Source organism: Oryzicola mucosus (assembly GCF_014534685.1).
Classification (GTDB): domain Bacteria; phylum Pseudomonadota; class Alphaproteobacteria; order Rhizobiales; family Rhizobiaceae; genus Oryzicola; species Oryzicola mucosus.
The window spans coordinates 396,864-417,856 of the sequence record NZ_JACVVX010000004.1; the positions used below are offsets into that span (position 1 = coordinate 396,864).

The 20,993-nt window shown below is 61.3% G+C and carries 17 protein-coding genes and 1 tRNA gene; 6 read left to right on the plus strand and 12 right to left on the minus strand.

Translation table 11 applies throughout. The features are described 5' to 3' along the window. Positions 1–119 precede the first annotated feature (119 nt). The 5 genes from rfbD to ICI42_RS15205 all read right to left on the minus strand — a co-directional run bounded on the left by rfbD (position 120) and on the right by ICI42_RS15205 (position 4,556). On the minus strand, positions 120–1,004 hold the full coding sequence (gene rfbD, locus ICI42_RS15185; RefSeq protein ID WP_188165414.1) for a dTDP-4-dehydrorhamnose reductase: 885 nt from the start codon (positions 1,002–1,004) through the stop codon (positions 120–122). Then, the gene (gene rfbB, locus ICI42_RS15190) at positions 1,001–2,068 is read right to left on the minus strand and encodes a dTDP-glucose 4,6-dehydratase (RefSeq protein ID WP_188165415.1); all 1,068 of its coding nucleotides are present in this window, start codon (positions 2,066–2,068) and stop codon (positions 1,001–1,003) included. Before rfbB ends, rfbD begins: the two co-directional genes overlap by 4 nt. Before the next feature lie 18 nt (positions 2,069–2,086). Then, positions 2,087–2,641: a dTDP-4-dehydrorhamnose 3,5-epimerase gene (gene rfbC / locus ICI42_RS15195; protein ID WP_188165416.1), complete on the minus strand. Its 555-nt coding sequence runs from the start codon at positions 2,639–2,641 to the stop codon at positions 2,087–2,089. Positions 2,642–2,649: 8 nt separating this feature from the next. Further along, a complete protein-coding gene (gene rfbA / locus ICI42_RS15200) occupies positions 2,650–3,525 on the minus strand; it encodes a glucose-1-phosphate thymidylyltransferase RfbA (protein ID WP_188165417.1) in 876 nt (291 codons plus the stop codon). A 143-nt stretch (positions 3,526–3,668) separates the two neighbouring features. Continuing rightward, entirely contained in the window at positions 3,669–4,556 is an 888-nt protein-coding gene (locus tag ICI42_RS15205; protein WP_188165418.1) for a hypothetical protein, read from the minus strand. A 314-nt stretch (positions 4,557–4,870) separates the two neighbouring features. On the opposite strand from ICI42_RS15205, the gene ICI42_RS15210 reads away from it, so the two are divergent. After that, positions 4,871–4,945: transfer RNA gene (locus tag ICI42_RS15210), tRNA-Gln, on the plus strand. Positions 4,946–5,072: 127 nt separating this feature from the next. Here ICI42_RS15210 and ICI42_RS15215 read toward each other — a convergent pair. After that, complete coding sequence (locus ICI42_RS15215; protein WP_188165419.1) at positions 5,073–8,168, minus strand: efflux RND transporter permease subunit; 3,096 nt, start codon at positions 8,166–8,168, stop codon at positions 5,073–5,075. Continuing rightward, positions 8,165–9,382, minus strand: coding sequence for an efflux RND transporter periplasmic adaptor subunit (locus tag ICI42_RS15220; RefSeq protein WP_456238705.1), 1,218 nt, complete (start codon positions 9,380–9,382; stop codon positions 8,165–8,167). Before ICI42_RS15220 ends, ICI42_RS15215 begins: the two co-directional genes overlap by 4 nt. 173 nt (positions 9,383–9,555) lie before the next feature. On the opposite strand from ICI42_RS15220, the gene ICI42_RS15225 reads away from it, so the two are divergent. Beyond that, a complete protein-coding gene (locus tag ICI42_RS15225) occupies positions 9,556–10,125 on the plus strand; it encodes a TetR/AcrR family transcriptional regulator (protein ID WP_188165420.1) in 570 nt (189 codons plus the stop codon). A gap of 4 nt (positions 10,126–10,129) precedes the next feature. Here ICI42_RS15225 and smc read toward each other — a convergent pair whose 3' ends face one another. From smc to ICI42_RS15240, 3 genes are all read right to left on the minus strand, one after another. Beyond that, positions 10,130–13,588, minus strand: a complete 3,459-nt coding sequence (smc, locus tag ICI42_RS15230) for a chromosome segregation protein SMC (RefSeq protein ID WP_188165421.1) — start codon at positions 13,586–13,588, stop codon at positions 10,130–10,132. Between the two features lie 60 nt (positions 13,589–13,648). After that, positions 13,649–14,368: a DsbA family protein gene (locus ICI42_RS15235; RefSeq protein WP_188165422.1), complete on the minus strand. Its 720-nt coding sequence runs from the start codon at positions 14,366–14,368 to the stop codon at positions 13,649–13,651. Positions 14,369–14,504: 136 nt separating this feature from the next. Beyond that, entirely contained in the window at positions 14,505–14,990 is a 486-nt protein-coding gene (locus ICI42_RS15240) for a DUF721 domain-containing protein (protein ID WP_188165423.1), read from the minus strand. Positions 14,991–15,095: 105 nt separating this feature from the next. Here ICI42_RS15240 and mutY point away from each other — a divergent pair, with 105 nt between their 5' ends. Both mutY and ICI42_RS15250 read left to right on the plus strand, forming a co-directional pair. Continuing rightward, on the plus strand, positions 15,096–16,172 hold the full coding sequence (gene mutY, locus ICI42_RS15245; RefSeq protein WP_230980374.1) for an A/G-specific adenine glycosylase: 1,077 nt from the start codon (positions 15,096–15,098) through the stop codon (positions 16,170–16,172). A 16-nt stretch (positions 16,173–16,188) separates the two neighbouring features. Further along, positions 16,189–16,806 (plus strand): HAD family hydrolase, encoded by a 618-nt coding sequence (locus ICI42_RS15250; protein WP_188165425.1) that lies wholly within the window; start codon positions 16,189–16,191, stop codon positions 16,804–16,806. Between the two features lie 24 nt (positions 16,807–16,830). Here ICI42_RS15250 and ICI42_RS15255 read toward each other — a convergent pair whose 3' ends face one another. Then, complete coding sequence (locus ICI42_RS15255; RefSeq protein WP_188165426.1) at positions 16,831–17,964, minus strand: site-specific DNA-methyltransferase; 1,134 nt, start codon at positions 17,962–17,964, stop codon at positions 16,831–16,833. 175 nt (positions 17,965–18,139) lie between these two features. Here ICI42_RS15255 and ICI42_RS15260 point away from each other — a divergent pair, with 175 nt between their 5' ends. Beyond that, positions 18,140–18,829, plus strand: coding sequence for an HAD family hydrolase (locus tag ICI42_RS15260; protein WP_188165427.1), 690 nt, complete (start codon positions 18,140–18,142; stop codon positions 18,827–18,829). A gap of 42 nt (positions 18,830–18,871) precedes the next feature. Here ICI42_RS15260 and ICI42_RS15265 read toward each other — a convergent pair whose 3' ends face one another. Next, positions 18,872–19,456 carry a hypothetical protein gene (locus ICI42_RS15265; RefSeq protein WP_188165428.1) on the minus strand — a complete coding sequence of 195 codons (585 nt, stop codon included), beginning with the start codon at positions 19,454–19,456 and terminating at the stop codon, positions 18,872–18,874. 131 nt (positions 19,457–19,587) lie between these two features. On the opposite strand from ICI42_RS15265, the gene thrC reads away from it, so the two are divergent. After that, positions 19,588–20,985: a threonine synthase gene (thrC, locus tag ICI42_RS15270; protein ID WP_188165429.1), complete on the plus strand. Its 1,398-nt coding sequence runs from the start codon at positions 19,588–19,590 to the stop codon at positions 20,983–20,985. Positions 20,986–20,993 lie beyond the last annotated feature (8 nt).

The following is a 20,993-nucleotide window of genomic DNA, read 5'->3' on the forward strand; positions in this document are numbered from 1 at the left end:
CGCGGCTGCGCCCTGTTCGGTTCAAGAGGTTTAATCTGCGCATCCGGTGGGAAGGACATTATCTTCCCCTCTGAAGTTTCTAACATCACCTGCCTCGACAAGTGCAGGCAGTTTCAAGCTCAGACCCTCACCAAGCGCTCGACAACATAGTCCGCAGATATCCGCCAGTCGGGAGCGCGCCAGCCATAGGTGTCGAACAATTTGTCGGTCGAAAGGCAGGAATTGGCCGGCCGCTGCGCCTTGGTCGGGTAATCCGACGTCGCAATGTCGCGAACATCGGCCGTCGGGCCGCCCAACCGGCCGCTGGTTTCCAGAACGTGGCGGGCAAATCCGCTCCAGTTGGTCTTTCCGGTTCCAACGAGATGGAACACGCCAAAACCGTCCGTTCCTTTGGTCAAGCGATCTGATCTGGCAATGTGAAGGACGGCATCGGCGATGTCCAAGGCAGAGGTCGGGTTGCCCCACTGGTCGCCGACGACCGTCAGTTCGTCGCGATCCGCCGCAAGACGCAGCATGGTCTTGACGAAGTTCTTGCCAAACGGGCTGTAGACCCAGGCCGTGCGCAGGATGACATGGCGCGCATTGGCTTCAGCAACGGCTCTCTCACCTTCAAGCTTGGTGCGCCCATAGACGCCGATCGGGCCTGTCGGGTCGCTTTCGAGATACTCACCGTCCTTGTTGCCGGCAAAGACATAATCGGTGGACAGATGGATGATGGGGATATCCGCTTTTGCTGCCGCGCGCGCAACGGCGCCTGCCCCTTCGGCATTCACCGCATGGGCGAGATCGCGCTCATCCTCCGCAAGGTCGACGGCGGTGTAAGCCGCAGCCGACACGACGATGTCGGGACTGATGTCAGCGATAACCCGTTCGACGCTCGCCGGATCGGCAAGGTCGAACTCTGGACGGCCGACGGTGACCACCTCGACGCCGTCGAGTGTTCCTGCACGCTCGATCAGGCTGGTGACGACCTGTCCTTCACGGCCGGTGACCAGGATTTTCATGCGACGTCCTTCGTCACGGTGCCAAGGCGCTCGCCGGAATATTTTTCACGGCGCAGCGGACCCCACCACCATTCGTTGGCGAGATACCAGTCGATGGTCCGTTCCAGGCCGGTCTCGAATGTCTCCTGCGGCTTCCAGCCGAGTTCGCGCTCGATCTTGGAGGCGTCGATGGCATAACGCCGGTCATGGCCTGGACGATCGTTCACATAGGTGATGAGATCAGCGTAGCTGCCGGTTCGAAGAGGACGCTTCTTGTCGAGAATGGCGCAGATGCTGCGCACCACATCGAGATTGGTACGCTCGGAACGGCCGCCGACATTGTAGCTCTCGCCGTTCTTGCCGGTGGTAGCGATGAGGGCAAGCGCGCGGGCGTGATCTTCGACAAACAGCCAGTCGCGCACATTCGCCCCCTTGCCGTAGATCGGCAGCGATTTGCCATCCAGGGCATTGAGGATGACCAACGGGATGAGCTTTTCGGGGAAATGGAACGGCCCGTAATTGTTCGAGCAATTCGAAATCACGACGGGCAGTCCATAAGTCTCGTGCCAGGCGCGAACGAGATGGTCGGATGCCGCCTTCGACGCCGAATAGGGCGAGGACGGCGCGTAAGGCGTCTCCTCGGTGAAGATGCCGCTGTCGAAGGGCAGGTCGCCAAAAACCTCGTCGGTTGAGATGTGATGAAAGCGGAAGCGCGATTTCGCGGGCTCAGCCAGAGCGCGCCAATAGGTCAGCGCTGCATCGAGCAGGCGGAAGGTTCCCACCACATTGGTCTCGATGAATTCGCCCGGGCCGTCGATGGAACGGTCGACATGGCTTTCGGCGGCCAGGTGCATGACCACGTCGATCTCGTTGTTCCGCAGCGTCTCGAGAATCGTCGGGGTGTCGCCGATATCCGCCTGGACGAACCGGTAGTTCGGATAATTCTCGATCTGGCGCAGCGAAGCCGGGTTGCCGGCATAGGTCAGCTTGTCGACATTGACGACGGTGTTTGCGGGATCGGAACAAAGATGGCGGCATACTGCCGATCCGATAAATCCTGCACCGCCGGTAACAAGAAAATTCATGTGCATCCGTCCTTGCGATCACTCAAAGGTTTCGGCGGCGGCAAGGAACGGCGCGGCGCTGTCCTTTGCCGACAATTGCAGTTCCGAAGCAGGCAGCGGCCATTCGATGCCGATCTGAGGATCGTCGAACCTAATCGACCTGTCATGCGCAGGCGAATAAAGTTCTGTTACCTTGTAGATCACTTCGGTATCCGGCACGAGCGTGACGAAGCCATGGGCAAAGCCCTTGGGGACCAGAATCTGGTTCCATTTCTCCGCCGAGACCTCAAGCGAAATCCATTGTCCATAGGTCGGCGAACTCTTGCGGATGTCGACCGCGACATCGAGGATCGCACCCTTAATGACGCGAACGAGCTTGTCCTGCGCCATATCCGGCAATTGATAGTGCAGACCGCGCAACACGCCCTTAGCGGCTGAATAAGAGTGGTTGTCCTGCACGAAGGTCAGGTCGATACCGGCTTCCTTCAGGATCTTGCTGTTGTAGGTCTCGGAAAAGAACCCGCGATCGTCGCCGAACTTCTTGGGGACGATCTCGAAGACGCCATTCAGGCCCAGGCTTCTGATTTCGGTCATGAAAATTCCTATGCCAGTTCGCGAACGCGGCGGCGCAGATACATCGCGTACTCGTTCTTGCCCAATTGCTGGGCTCTCGCCAGCACCTGATCGCCGCTCAACCAACCCAGTTCAAGTCCGATCTCCTCGGGACAGGCGATCTTGACGCCCTGACGATGCTCGATCGTGCGCACGAAGGACGATGCCTCGTGCAGGCTGTCGACCGTACCGGTATCGAGCCAGGCATACCCGCGCCCAAGCTGATGGACATGCAGGGCGCCGCGTTCGAGATAGACATTGTTGATAGCGGTGATTTCAAGCTCGCCACGCTCGGACGGCTCGATCGATGCTGCGATATCGACGACCTCGTTGTCGTAAAAATACAGGCCGGTCACCGCCCAGTTGGACTTGGGCTCGGTCGGCTTTTCCTCGATGCTCAAGGCCTTGCCGGTATCCTTCTCGAAGCTGACCACGCCGTAACGTTGCGGATCCTCGACGTGGTAGGCAAACACCGACGCCCCCGATGTGCGGGCGGCCGCAGACTTGCAGATGGTGGAAAGCCCTTCGCCGAAATAGATGTTGTCGCCCAGAATCATCGCGACATTGCCGTCGCCAATGAACTCGCGCCCGATGATGAACGCTTCGGCCAAGCCGTTCGGCTTGGGCTGTTCGGCATAGGTCAGAGAAATGCCGAAGTCGCTGCCGTCGCCGAGAAGTCCTTTGAAGACGGGCAGATCGCGTGGCGTTGAGATGATGAGGATCTCGCGAATGCCGGTCAGCATCAGCACGCTGAGCGGATAGTAGATCATCGGCTTGTCGTAAACGGGGAGCGCCTGCTTCGAAACCGCAATGGTGAGGGGGTAAAGCCGGGTGCCGCTACCACCCGCCAGGATAATGCCTTTCATTCGCAACCTCGCATTGCGCATCTGAGCCTCGGGAGCAAAGATGCGGATTTTGTCTCGATCATTATGCCGACTATCGGCCTGGTGACGGCAGTTCAGTCACCACATTTATGTAACCCACTGATGTCATTGCAGGCGAAAGCGTTTCAGAACTTGGCGCCACCAGCATTCCACATGCCAAAATGCGTACAGCCCAATCCAACGCGTTTCCTGACGGGATCGACAAGGGCGATATCCGCCAATTCGACTGTGGAACAGAGCGGTGAATCGAGCAGTATCTTATAGCCTTTGTCGTTGGCCCTGACCGACACCTGCGTTCCGGTCGGCAGGCTCTTCGGCAACTGCGAGGCCAACTTGCGGTCCAGCGCCTTCAGGGGAACAAGCTTGCTACCGGCAACTTTCGTCACCGCCGCAGCGTCTTTCTTTTGCATGGCGATAACGGCATCGCGCACCTTAACGAGATAATCGCGCGCCACCTGCACTTGGGGTTCCTGTTCGGCGTAAGCCGTCGTGACATAGCTGTTGCGCGCGATCTGCTGCCCGTTAAACGATACGGATGCAATACCCGAAGCGGTGAGGCCGTAGAGAATCACGATCGTCGCGAGCGCGCCCAAAGCCAACCCGATCAAAACAGACTGGTTGAAGCGCGGCTTGGAGGCCGCTGGCGTGCCGGACAGTTGAGGGGTGGCATACGTGACCGGTTCGGTCTCGTTGTATTCGCCTGCATCGTGGGCCAGTGCTTCATCGGCGACCGTGGACTGATGGAGTTCGTCTATCGGATCGGGTTCGGCTGTCGAATTGGTGCCGGTGTCGTATCGAGCTTCATTTTCCGCAATGGTTTCCGATAAAGCCCGGCGGAGGAGTTCAACGTAATCGTCTCCGAAAGAATCCCTGTTCTTGGAGATCATATCCTCATTGGCTTTTTGAAGCTTCGCGTAGATGACCTGACGGACATCGCCAGCGGAAACGTCGGCATCCTGTGATAGCCTCTGGATATAGTTACGGTACTTCTCTTTTTGTTTTTCGAGCATCAATCAGTAAAACCCCTAAACCCACCCTAGTTGGCGTTCCCCCTCCTCCCAACAGGACTGCTCTTAAAAAATGCAGCTTCTTCGAGAGCCTTAAGAATGCTCATAAGGCGAAAAGGCCGAACAGCCAAGGGGAGAAAATGCACCCAAGCGCGCTCAGGGGTAAAACATCTAAACGTTTCAATTAAATGTCGGTGGGCAAAGTTTGTTTGAGATCGACCGATTTGCTCATCCGTGACAGCGTTTTCCACAGGCACAAAGCGCGCCTATAATATTGTGCTTTGGGTGCAAGCTGCCTATAAGGGCCGCGGTCGACTCAATGGGGCGTCGCCAAGCGGTAAGGCACCGGTTTTTGGTACCGGCATTCCCAGGTTCGAATCCTGGCGCCCCAGCCAATCTCAATTACTGAATCAAATCCGTCATACCAGCGTGAACAAGGCGTAACGCCGGCGCATTCTCGGCGAATCAAACGAAAACCGCCACCTTTGGGCAGCGGTTTCAGTTTGTTCGGTGCGTCGTGCGTTAGCTATGGCTGCCGTGCGGCGTGGCTTGCGCCATCAGGTCAGCATTCGGCGCCTCGGCATGAACCTTCAGTTCCTTGCGCGAAATCAGGCTGTAGAACATCGGCACGACCAAAAGCGTGAACATCGTTCCGATGAGGATGCCCGAGAAGATGACCAGACCCATCGAATAGCGTGCCGCAGCACCCGCGCCCGCTGCCGTGATAAGCGGCACCACGCCCAGCGCCATGGCGGCGGTGGTCATCAGGATCGGGCGCAGCCGAACCTTTGCCGAGGCGACGATGGCTTCCATGCGGCCGAGCCCTTGCTCCTCGCGGAGCTGGTTGGCGAACTCGACCAATAGAATGCCGTGCTTGGTGATCAGTCCTATCAGTGTGATCAACCCCACCTGGGTGTAGATATTCAACGTTCCCAAGCCGAGATTGAGCGGCACAATCGCGCCGAAGATCGACAGCGGCACCGACATCATGATGATGAGCGGATCGCGGAAGCTTTCGAACTGTGCCGCCAGGACCAGGTAAATCACAACCACGGCAGCGGCAAACGCGATGATGATCGTGCTGCCCTGCTCCTTTTCAAGACGGGACTGGCCGGAATAGTCGACGAAGAAGCCGGTCGGCAGCAAAGGTGCCGCAACCTCTTCAAGGGCCGCCAGACCGTCGCCGGTCGTAACGCCCGGCAAGGGAAGCGCCGAGACGGTTGCGGAATTAAGCTGGTTGAACTGCTCGATCGCAGCCGGCGAAGCGTTGGTGGAGACCGAAACGACCGCCGACAGCGGCACCATTTCGTTGTTGATGCTGCGGATATAGAACTGGCCGAGCTTTTCGGGATTGTTCCGGAACTCCTGCGGCACCTGCATGATGATGTCGTAGCTGTTGGAGTCGCGGTCGAACTGCGCGATCTGGTTGCCGCCGACCAGCAGGCTCAGCGTAGCCCCGATCTCCGAAACAGGCAGGTTCAGAGCGGCGGCGCGGTCGCGGTCGATGCTGACCGTCACCTGCGGAGCGTCGAAGGCCAGCGAGTTCTGCACCACGATGAAGCGGCCGGAGGCCTGGGCCTTCTGCCTGATTTCCTCCGCGACTTCGTAGACTTGGCTGGCTTCGCCGGTCGACTGGATCACCATCGAGATCGGCAGGCCGCCGCCGGCACCCGGCAGCGAAGGCGGTGCGAAGACAAGCGCCTGCACGCCGGCAACAGGGGCAAGCCGCGCCTGAATGTCGGTCTGCAACTGCTTTTGCGAGCGCGTACGATCCGCCCAATCCTTGAAGGCGAAGACGGAAAACCCGCTATTGGTGCCGCCGTCGGCCCCGACAATCGAGAAATTGGCCTTCATCTCGGGCAGATCCTTGGTCAGTTCATAGATCTGGTCCGTGTAGAGCGAGGTGTAGTCGGAGGTCGCATAGCGCGGTCCGGTAACCAGCGAGAACAACGCACCCTGGTCTTCCTCGGGGGCAAGCTCGCTCGAGGTGTTGAGGAACATGAAGCCGGTTACCCCGACCAGCGCGATGACGACCATTAGCGTGACTGGCCGATATTTCAAGGTGCCTGTCAATGTCCGCTCATAGCGATTGGCAAGGCGGTCGAAGGTGCGGTCGACGAAAGCCGCAAATCGGCTTGGATTGCCCGATTTGAGCAAACGCGCGGACATCATCGGCGTGATGGTGATAGCAATGAAGCCCGAGAGTACCACAGCACCTGCCAGAGTGAGCGCGAACTCCCTGAACAGCGAACCGGTCAGTCCGCCCGTGAACGCCAAAGGCGCGAAGACGGCGGCAAGGGTGATCGTCATAGCAACGATCGGCCCGAAGATTTCGCGCATCCCTTTGAACGCCGCCTGCATCGGGGAGAGCCCCTCCTCGATGTGGCGATGGATGTTTTCGACCACCACGATGGCGTCGTCGACCACAAGGCCGATGGCGAGGACCATCGCCAACAGGGACAGAAGATTGATCGAATAGCCCAGCAACCACAGCATGAAGCACACGCCGATGAGCGACAGCGGGATGGTGACGATCGGCATCAGGACGGATCGGAACGAACCGAGGAAGAGCAGGATGACGACCACGACGATGGCGACGGCTTCGGCAATCGTCTTGAACACCTCCTCGATTGAGGCGCTGATCGTCTCGGTGGAGTCGTAGACCATGGTTACGGTCATGCCTTCCGGCAGACTGGACTGAAGCGCCGGCAGTTCTGCGATGACGGCCGCTGCGGTTGTCAGCGGGTTGGCCGACGGCGTTGGGAAAATGCCGATGAACGTACCCGGCTCGCCGTTGAAATTGACCCGCGTGTCGGTGCTTTCCGCAGCCAATTCGACGTGAGCGATATCGCGCAGTCTGACGACGTTGCCGTCATTGGACTTTAGAGGCAACTCGGCAAACGCTTCCGGCGTCTGCAGCGTCGACTGCATGGTGATCGACTGAGCGACATATTCGTTTTGTGTCTTGCCGGGGGCGGCCAGGAAATTCGATGACCTGATGGCCGTCAGAACCTCGGAGGCGGTGATATTGCGGGAGGCAAGCTTGATCGGATCGATCCAGACGCGCATCGAATAGTTGGCGGCACCGAGCACCTGAACCTCGGCAACGCCTTCGATGGTCGACATGCGCGGGCGGATAACGCGTTCGATATATTCGGTCAGCTCTTCCGACGACATGTTCGGATTCTGCATCGCCAGATACATGATGGCGAATTGCTGGCCCGTTCCCTTGACGATGGTCGGGTCCTCGGCGTCGCTCGGCAATTGGCTGCGAACCTGCTGCACCTTGGCGAGAACCTCGGTCAGTGCCACGTCCGGATTCGAGCCAAGCTTCATCTGGACGGTCACGATGCTGGCCGACGGTCGGCTTTGCGAGCTGACGTAGTCGATATTCTCCGTCGTCGCGACGGCGCGCGTGATCTGCGAGGTGATGAAGCCCTGGATGAGATCAGCGCTGGCGCCGGGATAGGTGGTGGTGACGGTGATGACCGTCTCGTCGACCTTGGGATACTGGCGTACGGCCAGATTGAACATGCCCTGGAAGCCCAGGAGCAGGATCATCAGGCCGAGCACGACCGACAGGACCGGCCGGCGAATGAAGATGTCGGAGAAATTCATTTGGATGCTTCTCCCGACTGCGACAGCTTGGACGGATCGATGGTGTTGTCGATCTTCACCGGACCGCCGTTGGACAGGCGGTTTTGACCGGCGGTCACGACATCGTCGCCCGCTTTCACACCTTCAAGGATTTCCACCAGGCCCAATGAGCGGCGGCCGGTCTTGACGAATACCTGCACGCCCTCGAGCGCGGGCGTGGCATCCGGCTGGGATGACGCCGCCTGTGCCGGTTCAGCTTTGTCGGCAGGAGTTGCCGCATCCGAGGTCGCGGGCTGCGCAGGCGTTTGAGCCGCGGGCTTCTGGCCTGCGGGACGAACGGCATAGATATAGTCGCCGTAAAGGCTGCTGATGATCGCCGTCTGCGGCAAGGCGATGACATCCTGCTCTTCCGGCAGTTCGACGCGCACCTGAACGAACTGGCCGGGGCTGAGTTGGCCGTCGGGATTGGAAATCTCGGCGCGCACGGATACGAGCCGGCTCGACGGATCGACCTTGGGGTCGATACCGGTGATCTTGCCGGTGTAGCGCAGGTCGCCGACCGTCGTGCCGAACTGGACGGACTGACCGATCTTCAGTTCCGACAGGCGTTGTTCGGGAACGGTGAAGTCCGCGCGCATCGTCTCGAGATTTTGAAGCGTCGCCACGATCGTTCCAGGCTGGAGATACTGACCGTTGTCGATTTGGGGGATGCCGATGGTGCCCGAGAACGGCGCACGCAACTGCTTCTGGTCGAGCACCGCCTTTAGGCTCTCGACCTGCGAAGCGGACGCCGACGCCGTCGCGCGAGCCTGGTCGAGGGTCGATTCAGAACCAACACCGCGCCGCTGAAGCTCGACCGCCCGATCAAGCGAAACCTTGTCGAGCGACGCCTGGGTCTGCTGGGCAGCCAGATTGGCCTTTTGCACGGCATCGTCCATTTGGACCAGGACGTCGCCCTGCTGGACATTCTGGTTCGCGGTGAACAGGATTTCCTTGGCGATGCCCGTCGTTTCGACCGTGAGGTCGACACCGCGCGACGCTGCGACCGTGCCGATGGTCTCAATACCGGGCTTCCAGTCCTGCGGGGCGACCTTGATGGTCGAAACCGTCACCGCCGGCGGCTTCATGGTGGCAAAGAACTGGTTGATCGCCTGGCTCCTGAACATGTTGAAACCAACGATGCCGCCGCAGACGATGACGAGAAGAATGAAAGCGATGATAAAGCGCTTAATCACATGGACCCCCAGGAAACCGATGTCCAATTGTAGGCACATCGGCCGGATAATAGCTTAAAATTGGCAATGAGCGAGATACCAGCTTTACTGTACCGTCTGGACGGTATTGTCAATCAGCCTTAGGTGCTGTAATTACCGGTCGATTGCCAATGTTGGCGCAGATCGGTAGGAATGTGACAGCCCGGCGAACAAATTCGCGTGAGAAAATTCTGGCGGCTGCCGCGGAGGTCTCCAGGGAGTCTGGGGCCGGAAATCTCTCTCTCGACGCTGTCGCCCAGCGAGCTGGCGTCTCCAAAGGCGGACTGCTCTACAATTTTCCCACCAAGGCCAAATTGATGCAGGCGCTCGTCCAGTACTATCTGGACGACTATGAAGTCTCCATGGCGCGCGAGACCGACCCTAACAGCGCCATGCCCAAAACGGCGCTTCAGGCACATATCGAATTTTCGCGGGAATTCTGTGAAAAACCGCCAGGCGCTGCCTCCGGCATATTGGCGGCGATGGCCGACGATCCGCACTTCCTCGATCCGCTGTGCCAGTTCAAGCGTCGGCTTCTCGATCGCCTGAAATCCGAAGCTCGCGACCCGCTTCGCGCCCTGATGTGCTTTCTGGTGCTGGAGGGCATGACCAGCCTCGACCTGTTCGAGATGGATGTTCTTTCCAACGAGGAGCGCGAGCTCGTGCTTGTGCGGCTCGCGGAAGAAGCCGAGGCGGACAAGAACCACGCTGCCGCTTCAGCCTGAAGCCTCAACTCGCTTCGCGAATACTTTCGGCCGTCTGCAAATCCACCGAGACCAGTTGGCTGACCCCCTGCTCGGCCATGGTGACGCCGAACAACCTGTTCATGCGCGCCATGGTGATCGGGTTGTGGGTGATGATGACGAAGCGCGTTTCCGTGCTTAACGCCATCTCATCCATCAGATTGCAGAAGCGCTCGACATTATGATCGTCGAGCGGCGCATCGACCTCATCGAGCACGCAGATCGGCGCAGGATTGGTCAGGAACACCGCAAAGATAAGCGCCATGGCCGTCAGCGCCTGCTCGCCACCTGACAATAACGTCATCGTCTGCGGCTTCTTGCCGGGCGGGCGCGCGAGAATTTCAAGCCCGGCTTCCAGCGGGTCGTCGGACTCGATCAATTGCAGTTCGGCCGTGCCGCCACCGAACAGATGCGCAAACAACCGCTGAAAGTGGACGTTGACGGCATCGAAGGCTGCAAGCAGACGCTCCCGCCCTTCCTTGTTCAGGCCCTGGATCGCGTGGCGCAGTTTTCGGATCGCTTCGACCACATCGTCGCGCTCGGACACCAGCGTGTTCAACCGCTCCGTCAATTCCCGCTGCTCATCCTCGGCCCGAAGGTTCACCGCACCCAACCGCTCGCGCTCGATCTTGAGCCGTTCGAGGTGTTTTTCGATCTCGGCTGGGTCAGGCATGCCATCGTCGAGATTGAGCCCGGCATTCCGCGCGACCATATGGGGCGGCGTGTTGAGAGCCTCCTGAATGCGCGTCTCGGCCTCGCGTCGGCGGTCGTCGGCAGCGGTCAGCCGCTCTTCGGCGCGAGCCCGCAACTCGCGCGCCTCGGCCAGCGCCTGGATGGTCGATGTCGCCGCTTTGTCGAGAGCCTGCTGGCGGGTCTCCGCTTCCTGCAGCCGGTCGGCGACATCCTTCCGTGCCGCGTCCGCCTTGGAAAGTTTCGACAGCAGGTCCCGCCGCCGCAGGTCGATTTCGTCCGGGGCGTCGGCCAATTCCTCGCGCTCGGCCAAGGCCTCCGACCGCCGATCCCGCAGCGCTTCGACATGCTGCGCGGCACTTTCGGCACGCTGCAGCCAATTCGCCCGCTCAGTTGCAATGGCTGCGAGTCGACGACGCCGCGCTTCCGCCTCGCGGCTGAGACCCTCGAAGGCCGCGCGTGCATCGGCAAGCGCGCCGCGCTCGCGCGACACCCTGACCGTCAGCGCATCCAGCCGATACTGAATATCGCCGATATCGGGTGCGGACGCCAATTGCTCTTCCGCCTCGACCAGCCGGGCGGAAGCTTCCTCGTGATCCCCGGCGATGCGAGACAAAGACTCTTCAATCGCGTCGCGGCGGCTGATCAATTCGCCGGCCGCCTTTTCAGCCTGGGCAAGGGCCGAGCGCGCGGCATCGAGGCGATGCTGCGCATCGCGCCAATTCTGGCGCGCCTGCCGCTCGGTTTCGATGCCGAGACGGACAGAAGATTCAGCTTCGGCCAGAGTTGCCTCGGCATCCGACAGACGCGACCGTGCTTCCACCGCTTCGTCGTCCAACTCGGCAAGCCGGTTCTTCTGGGCAAGCCGCATGGCCGCCGCCGTGGGTGCTTCCGCGCTCGCCGTCAGCCCATCCCAGCGCCAAAGGTCACCCTCGCGGCTGACCAGCCGCTGACCGGTGGCAAGCAGGGGCTGCAGTTTTGCGCCCTCGTCTTGCGCGACGATGCCGATCTGCGACAGGCGCCGCGACAGCTGCGCCGGCGCCTTGACCACCTGCGACAACGCTTTCGCACCAGCAGGAAGGGCAGCATCGGACCCTTCGGCGTCGATCGTCCGCCAGTGGACGGGCGCAGACATATCCAGCGGCACCTCCAGATCGTCGCCAAGCGCGGCACCCAATGCCGTCTCATAGCCGCGCTCGACGCTGATCTGTTCGAGCACGGCAGGAAAACCATCGCTGCTGCCGGCACTCAGGATTTTGGCAAGCGTGCGCGCCTCGGTCTCGATTCCGGCCAAGGCAGCGCGCGCCTCCTGCAGCGGCAGACGGGCTGCCGCTTCCGCCTGCCGTGCGTTGGCCACGGCGGCATCGGCATCGAACGCGGCCGTTTCGGCCTCGTCGAGAAACATCTGCGCTTCTTCTGCCAAAGCGCGTTTTTCCGAGGGGTCGGCAAGGGCTGCGATCCGGCTTCTGATCTCACCGGCTTCGCGATCCACCTCAGCCAATTGTCGGGCAAAACGGTCGCGCCGCTCCGCAGCCTCGCGCAAAGCCCGTTCGCCCTGGGTGCGGGCAGCGGCCACCTCGGCGCGTTCGGCGGTCAGCGCGGCAAGCGCTTTCTCGCTTTCGGCGAGTATGGCGGCGGCATCGTCCATCGCCTCGCGGGTGGCCGTTTCACGCTCGTCGCCGCTTGCATCGACCTCGAAGAGCTCGGCCTCTTCTTCGGCCAGTCGTTCGAGGATACCGGCATTCTCACCGACCAGCCGCTCCTCGCGCGCAATATCGGCGTCGAACTGTTCGAGCCGGCGGTCGAGTTCGCGCTGGCGCGCAGCGATGCGGTTGGCTTCTTCCTCGATCTGCGCCTTGGCAATGGACAGCCGCTGGAACGCCGCGGCGGCGGCGGCTTCCGCCTCGCGCAGTTCGGGCAGCTTGTGGGCGGCGATTGCCTGTTCCTTGGCAGCGTTCATCTGGCTGGCGGCCCGTTCGCCGACAAGGGATGTCGCCACGGCCAGCGCGGATTTCGCCTCGGCTTCCTGAGCTGTGGCGAGCGTCCAGCGCAGGTGCAAAAGCGTGGCTTCCGCCTTGCGGATATCGGCCGACAGGTTCTTGAACCGCGATGCCTGGCGTGCCTGGCGCTTCAGGCTCTCTATCTGGCCTTCAAGCTCCCTGACGACATCATCGAGACGTTCGAGATTTTGTTCGGTGGCGCGCAGCCTCAGTTCCGCCTCGTGGCGGCGGCTGTGCAAGCCGGAAATGCCGGCGGCTTCCTCCAGAAGCGCGCGCCGCGCCTGCGGCTTGGCCTGGATCAACTCGCCGATCCGGCCCTGCCCCACCATGGACGGCGAGCGGGCGCCGGTGGACTGGTCGGCGAACAGGAGCTGCACATCCTTGGCGCGCGCTTCCTTGCCGTTGATGCGGTAGACCGACCCCGCCTCGCGCTCGATGCGGCGCGAAACCTGCAATTCGTCGGCGTCGTTGAACGAGGCCGGCGCGGTGCGGTCCGAATTGTCGAGGAACAACGTGACTTCGGCGGTGTTGCGCGCCGGCCTGTTGCCGGAGCCCGAGAAGATCACGTCGTCCATGCCGGACGCACGCATGTTCTTGTAGGAATTCTCGCCCATCACCCAGCGCAGGGCTTCGACGAGGTTGGACTTGCCGCACCCATTCGGCCCGACGATGCCCGTCAGGCCGCGCTCGATGACGAATTCGCCGGGTTCGACGAAGGACTTGAAGCCGAGGAGGCGGAGCCGCGAGAACTTCATTCCGCACCGCCCGCACGGAAGGGCGCGCCGAAGCCGGATCGCTTCAGCGCCGAGTGACTATCAGAGCATGCCGTCGATGATCGCCGACATTTCGTCAACCGTCAGTGCCCCTTTGTAAACATTGCCATTGATGAAGAAGGTCGGCGTGGAATCCACCTTGAATTCCTTGGCGCCGCGATCGCGCACTGCCCTCACATCATCCAGAAGCTTCTGGTTCGTCAAGCAAGCCTCGAAGGTCTGCTGTGAAAAACCGGCCATCTTGGAAAGCTGGAACAGCGCATCCTGCGCGTTCTGGGCGGCTGCCCAGTTCTGCTGCTGCTTGAACAGCACATCGATCATCGGGAAATAGTTGTCCTCGGCGCAGCGCGCCAGCATGAAGCCAGCTTCGGCGCGCGGGTCGAACGGAAATTCGCGCATGATCAGCCGCGCCTTGCCCGTATCGATGTATTTGGTCTTGATCGTCGGCAGCGTGGTCTCGTGGAAATGCGCGCAGTGCGGGCAAGTCATCGAGGCGTATTCGACGATTGTGACCGGCGCATCGTCCTTGCCGAGGACTTTTTCCGGCAGCGAGCCGGGCTGCAGAACCTTGGCCATATCGACGGTGCCTGCCGCGTCCGGAGCGGCGGCCGCAGAAGCGGCGGGGGTTGCCGGCGTGGAGGGAGCAGGCGTCTGGGCATTGGCGGTGTCGCCGCTGGAGTCGCTGCACGCGGAAAGCATGACCGCTGCCGGAAGAGCAGCGAGCCCGTAAAGTGCGGTCCGGCGCGAGATGGAACGAAGCATGCGAATCACCCGAATAGTGTTGAATAGTGCCTTGGGATATAGCTGGAATGCGAGAGTTGCCGCGAATTAAGGCATCTCTATCCCCAAACCAATCCCGTTTTTCTTCCCAACGATCACGAATCCGCGATAGTTAGCGTCATTTCTGTTTCTTCTCGCCCAAAACGGCGGTTCCGAGTTTCTCCAAGGCGGCTTTGAGGCCTTCGTCCTCAATGCCGCTGACCACACCCGACAGTCTGGATTTCTCCGCTTCCGTGAGCACGCGCAGCCTCGGCTTGACCTGCTCGCCGTGCCTGACCACCGGCTTCTGCACGATTTTTATGCGGCCGATGGCATTGAAGCCGAGAAAGGCGTTGACGCGGGAAATCACCTCACCTGTCTCGTGCTGCAAATGAAGTGCGGCCGAGCCCTCGCAGGCGATGATGAGCGTGGCGGGCTCGAACGGGTCGTTCTCGCGCAGGCGGCGGGGCCAGACGATCTTTTCCGGCCGTGTGCGTTCCGCCAGACGGGCGCCGGCTATCTCTTCCCAGGACTGCACCAGCCCGAGCGAGATTCCTGCCCGCTTGCGCAGCAGCGGGTCGAGGATCGACTCCGAGATTTCGGATATCTGCCGGGGGTACTTCATGATTTCTTTTTGGCACCTGCCTGCCGGAACATGCCTGTTGGTTTTTGGCGCCGGTGCGCTTACTTGCACCGGGACCATTTCAAAGCCAAGGCACAAACCGATCACATGAGCCTAGCAACCATCGCCACGTCGGAAAAGCTGCTTGCGTGGTACGACGTTCATCACCGCGAATTGCCCTGGCGGATGCCGCCTCGCGACATCGCCAAGGGCATGCTGCCCGACCCCTATCATGTCTGGCTGTCTGAGGTGATGCTGCAGCAGACCACAGTGGAGGCGGTGAAGCCCTACTTCCGCAAGTTCCTCGACACCTGGCCCACCGTGACAGCCCTTGCCGCCGCCGACCGGGAAGACGTCATGAAGGCATGGGCGGGTCTCGGCTACTACTCCCGCGCGCGCAATCTCAAGGCCTGTGCCGATACGGTCGCGGCCCTGCCGGAAGCACGCTTTCCGGCGTCGGAAGCGGGACTGCGCGCCCTGCCCGGCATCGGCGCCTATACGTCTGCGGCGATTGCCGCCATTGCCTTCAACGAGCCCGCCGCGGTGGTGGACGGCAATATCGAGCGCGTGATCTCGCGCCTCTTCCGCATCGACACGCCGCTGCCCGAAGCCAAGCCCGAAATCAAGCTGCGCGTCGAGGAGATCATGCCGCGCAGCCGCCCGGGCGACTTCGCCCAGGCGATGATGGACCTGGGCGCAACGATCTGTACGCCGCGCCGGCCGCGCTGCATGCTCTGCCCGTTGCGGGACGACTGTGAGGCGCTTTCCAAGGGCGATCCCGAGTTCTATCCGGTCAAACCCACCAAGAGCGACAAGCCGACACGGAGCGGAGCGGCCTTCGTGGCGGTGCGGCCGGACGGCGCGATCCTGCTGCGCAAGCGTGTGGACAAGGGCCTCTTGGGCGGCATGACCGAGGTGCCGACGTCGGCCTGGACGGCGCGCATAGACGGCATCGATACGGTCGAGGCCGCACCCTTCCCCGCCGCCTGGCAAAAGGCAGGCGTGATCGAGCATGTCTTTACCCATTTTCGCCTGCAGCTCACCGTCTTCCGTGCCGAAGTGCCCGACCGTGCGCCCGAGCCGGGCAGTTTCTGGTCGCGCGAAATCCTGACGGAGGCCTTGCCGACGGTGATGAAAAAGGTCATCGAATCCGCATTGCCAGGTTCGACCAAACGCCTGAAGTGAAGGAGAAGCCAGCGCCATGACCGAAATCCGTCACATCGTCTTCGACATCGGCAAGGTGCTGATCCATTACGATCCCGAACTGCCTTATCGCCGGCTCATCCCCGACGAGATCGAACGCCGCTTGTTTCTCGACACCGTCTGCACCGGCGACTGGAACGTCGAGCAGGATCGCGGCCGGACGTGGGAGGAAGCCGAGGCGCTTCTCATTGCCGATCATTCCTCGCATGAAGCCAATATTCGCGGCTTCCGGCAGAATTGGCACGAAATGGTGCCGCATCACTACGAGGGGTCTGTGGCTATCCTCAACGGTCTCATCGACGCCGGCCACGACGTCACCATGCTGACCAACTTCGCCTCAGACACGTTTCGCGAGGCGCAGCAGCGGTTCGATTTCCTCAATCGGCCGCGCGGCGTCACGGTCTCGGGCGACATCGGCCTGATCAAACCCGACCCGGCGATCTACGACCATCATGTCGCGAGCTTCGGCCTTGAGCCGTCGGCTACGCTGTTCATCGACGACAGTCCTAAGAACGTCGAAGGCGCCAAGGCAGCCGGCTGGCAGGCCGTACTGTTCACGGATGCGAAAACGCTCGAGGCAGACCTCGAGCGTTTCGGGATCGGACGCGGCTGGTAATCGCCCGATCAGCTTTGACTAAGATCAGGCGCCGGCGCGTTCGATGCCGAGCCGCGCGATGCGGCGCAGTTCGTCGATCAGGTTGAGGCCGCCATTGCGCTCATAGTGCCAGAAGGTCCAGCCGTTGCAGGTGTCGAAACCTTGCAGAAGCGCGCCAACGCGATGGATCGAACCGGCAAAATCGCCCGAAACGATGGTGCCGTCGGCGCGCACCTTGGCCTTATAGCGCTTCTTGGCATCGTAGAGCACAGTGCCGGGCGCCAGAAGGTTCATGTCGAGCAGGCTGACAAAGGCCACACGCGCCTCCGCACGCTTGCCGGTCAGAACCGTCAGGTCAGCGCGTTCCAGCGGACGGATCGCCTCGATGCGCTCGACGGCTGCATCGATGTAGGTTTGCTCGCGCTCGATACCGACGAAATGGCGGCCAAGTCGCTTGGCGACCGCACCCGTCGTGCCCGATCCAAAGAACGGGTCGAGAATGACATCGCCCGGCTTGGTCGACGACATGATGATGCGCGCCAGCAGCGCTTCCGGCTTCTGGGTTGGGTGCAACTTGTTGCCCTGGTCGTCCTTCAGCCGCTCGCCGCCGGTGCAGATCGGAAACAGCCAGTCGGAGCGCATCTGCACGTCGTCATTCGACGCCTTGAGCGCTTCGTAGTTGAAGGTATAGGCCTTGGCCTTGCTTTCGCGCGAAGCCCAGATCAACGTCTCGTGCGCGTTCTGAAAACGGCGACCGCGGAAGTTGGGCATCGGGTTGGTTTTGCGCCAGACAATATCGTTGAGGATCCAGAAGCCGAGATCCTGGATCATCGAGCCGACGCGGAAGATGTTGTGGTAGGAACCGATGACCCAGATCGTACCGTTCGGCTTCAGCACGCGCCGCGCTGCGAGCAGCCAGGCGCGGGTGAAGGCGTCATAGGCGGCAAAGCTGTCGAACTGATCCCAATGGTCGTCCACCGCGTCGACCTTGGATTGGTCGGGGCGGTGCAGGTCGCCGGCAAGCTGCAGATTGTAGGGCGGGTCGGCGAAGATGACGTCGACGGAATTGGCGGGCAGTTTTTCCAAGGCTGCGACGCAGTCTCCCTTGAGGATGGTGTCGAGCCATTCCGATGGCTGCGAAGCCTGGGAGAGCTGGCTTAGAAGACGCACTGCAGACATTCTGGTACCCGGATACGCGTTACACACTTAACTGCCTGTTATGGTTACCGATCAGCGTAAATATTTGGTGAAGCGCGAGGCGCTGTTTGCGGTTCGGGCGGCAATGGTGTACTCGCGGCGGCTTGAACTTCGGGCCGCAAGGGCGGCTCACTCCATCCAGCCAAAGCGGATTGCCATGGACCAGCTTGATCTTGTCATCTTCGATTGCGACGGCGTGCTCGTCGATTCCGAAATCATCGCAGCGCGCATCGAAGCCGATCTGCTGACAGAAGCGGGCTTTCCGATTACCGCCGGAGAAATTGCCGAAACCTATGCCGGCTTAACCTTCAAGGACATCATGCTGCGCATCGAGGAACTGTCCTCCATCCCGTTCCAGGCGTCGCTGATCGAGCAGGCTGAGACGCAGGTCGACCGCAAGCTGCGCAACGAAGTGCGGGCCATTGACGGCGTGCATCAGGCGGTGGCGTCGGTGAAGGTGCCCTATTGCATCTGCTCGAATTCGCGCGTCGACCGCATCGAACTCATGCTCGACCGCAACAATCTGCTGCCGCTGTTCAAAGGGCGTATCAACTCGGCGCTCGAAGTCGGCTCGCGCAAGCCCAAGCCCGCGCCGGATGTCTTTCTCCACGCCGCTGAGGTGATGAAGGCCGACCCGAGACGCACCTTCGTCATCGAGGATTCCATCCACGGCGTTGCCGGCGCCAAGGCAGCAGGCATGCGCGTCATCGGCTTCACAGGCGGTTCGCACACCTATCCCGGCCATGCCGACGCGCTCACCGAAGCGGGCGCGGAAACGGTCATCCATCGCTGGGTGGATTTCAAGGCAACGATCGACGCGCTGTCGGCCTGGTCGGAAGACGCCTGAGACGCGCCTTAACGGCGTCGCCTAAACCGATGAAGCCCGGCGCTATTTCTTCGCCGGACCTTCGTCATAGCCGACAAAAATCTGGATATCGCGCGCCGTCGGCGTCGGTATGTTGATGTTGTTGACGGTGAATACAAACTGCGTCGCGCCGACCGTGTTGGTGACCTGAACCTGATGACGGTGAAGCTGGGAGTAGAGAACCTCTGTCCCGCGAACCACGACGACACGGATGGGCATGTTGATATTGCCCGGTGCGCCGAGCGGACCGGTGACGATCTTGCCGGCGGCGCCGACCGTAATCGTCATTGTGCCTTCGGAACGGGTGCAGCTGCGCGTCGTGTCGGTGATCGCTGCCTGATAGATCAGCTTGCTCGGATCGCCATCGCCGCCGCGTGCATAGGTGTTGAAGAACGCCGTGCCGTCGCGCAGCGTGATGCCGGGGCAATAGGCCAACAATTCGCTGGCAAGGATTTTTCCCTCGGCTTCGGCCACGGCGGCGGGATCCGAAGGCTTGGGAGCACCGATCCCGAAGGCACCGCCACCTGATTGGCATCCCGCCAGCGCAAGCATCGAGCCGGACACAGCAAAAGCCGCCAGAAAGCGGCGGTCAATCAAACGAAACACCATAGACAGCACTTCCCTCTCGCAAAGCAGATGCTCTATAGCAACCGCGCGGCAAAAATGCGACTGACGACATGCAGTTTTCCCAAGGCAACCGCAACGACGCCTCGGGTCAGGGCTCGAACGGACGGATTGACATGCACTACATAAGCACACGCGGGGAAGCGCCCGGCCTCGGCTTCTCGGATGCTGTTCTTGCCGGCCTGGCGCGCGATGGCGGTCTCTACCTCCCCGTGGAGTGGCCGCATTTCAGCGCAGCCGAGATTCGCGCCATGCGCGGCCTGTCTTATCCCGATCTTGCCGTGCGGCTGCTGACCCCGTTTCTCGGCGACGAAATATCGCCACCCGTCTTCGAGCGCATCGTCAGGGAAGCCTATGCGACCTTCCGGCACGAGGCCATCTGCCCGCTGGTGCAAACCGGCCAGAACAGCTTCGTGCTCGAACTTTTCCACGGTCCGACGCTGGCCTTCAAGGATGTCGCCATGCAGTTGCTGGCGCGGCTGATGGATCACGTTCTGGCCGAACGCGGTCAGCGCGCGACCATCGTCGGGGCCACCTCAGGCGACACGGGCGGGGCGGCGATCGATGCCTTTGCCGGCCGCGACCGCACCGACATCTTCATCCTGTTTCCGCATGGCCGCGTCTCGCCCGTGCAGCAGCGCCAGATGACGTCGTCGCTTGCCGCCAATGTCCATGCGCTGGCGGTCGAAGGCAATTTCGACGATTGCCAGGGCCTGGTAAAGGACATGTTCAACGACCACGCCTTCCGCGACCGGGTCGGCCTATCGGGTGTCAACTCGATCAACTGGGCGCGCATCATGGCGCAGATCGTCTATTATTTCTCGTCGGCGCTTTCGCTCGGCGCGCCTGACCGGGCGGTTTCCTTCACCGTGCCGACCGGCAATTTCGGCGACATCTTCGCCGGCTATGCCGCCAAGAAAATGGGACTGCCGATCAATCGGCTGGTGATTGCCACCAACGACAACGACATCCTCGCGCGCACGCTCTCGACCGGCGAATACCGGACGCTGGGCGTGGTGCCCACCACATCGCCGTCGATGGATATCCAGGTCTCATCCAATTTCGAACGCCTGCTGTTCGAGGCTGCCGGGCGCGACGCCGGAACGGTGCGGCGCTATATGGCGGGTCTCAAGCAATCCGGCTCCTTCACGATTGAGGCAGCGCAGCTTGAACGAATCCGCTCGGAGTTCGATTCCGGCCGCTCGAGCGCGACAGAAACGGCGGAGACCATTCGCAACACGCTGGAGAAGAGCGGCTACCTGCTCGATCCGCACACTGCAACCGCGGTCCGCGTCGCATCCAAACGTGCTGCCTCGGAGACGCCGATGGTGATCCTCGGCACCGCGCATCCGGCGAAATTTCCCGATGCTGTCCGCGATGCCTGCGGTGTTACACCGGGCCTTCCGGCCTGGCTGGCGGGAATGATGGACCTTGAGGAAAAATATACGGTACTTCCCTCGGACCTAAAAATGGTGGAAGATTACGTAAGCAGCCGGTCACGGGCAGCGGGTTAGGGAGTAGC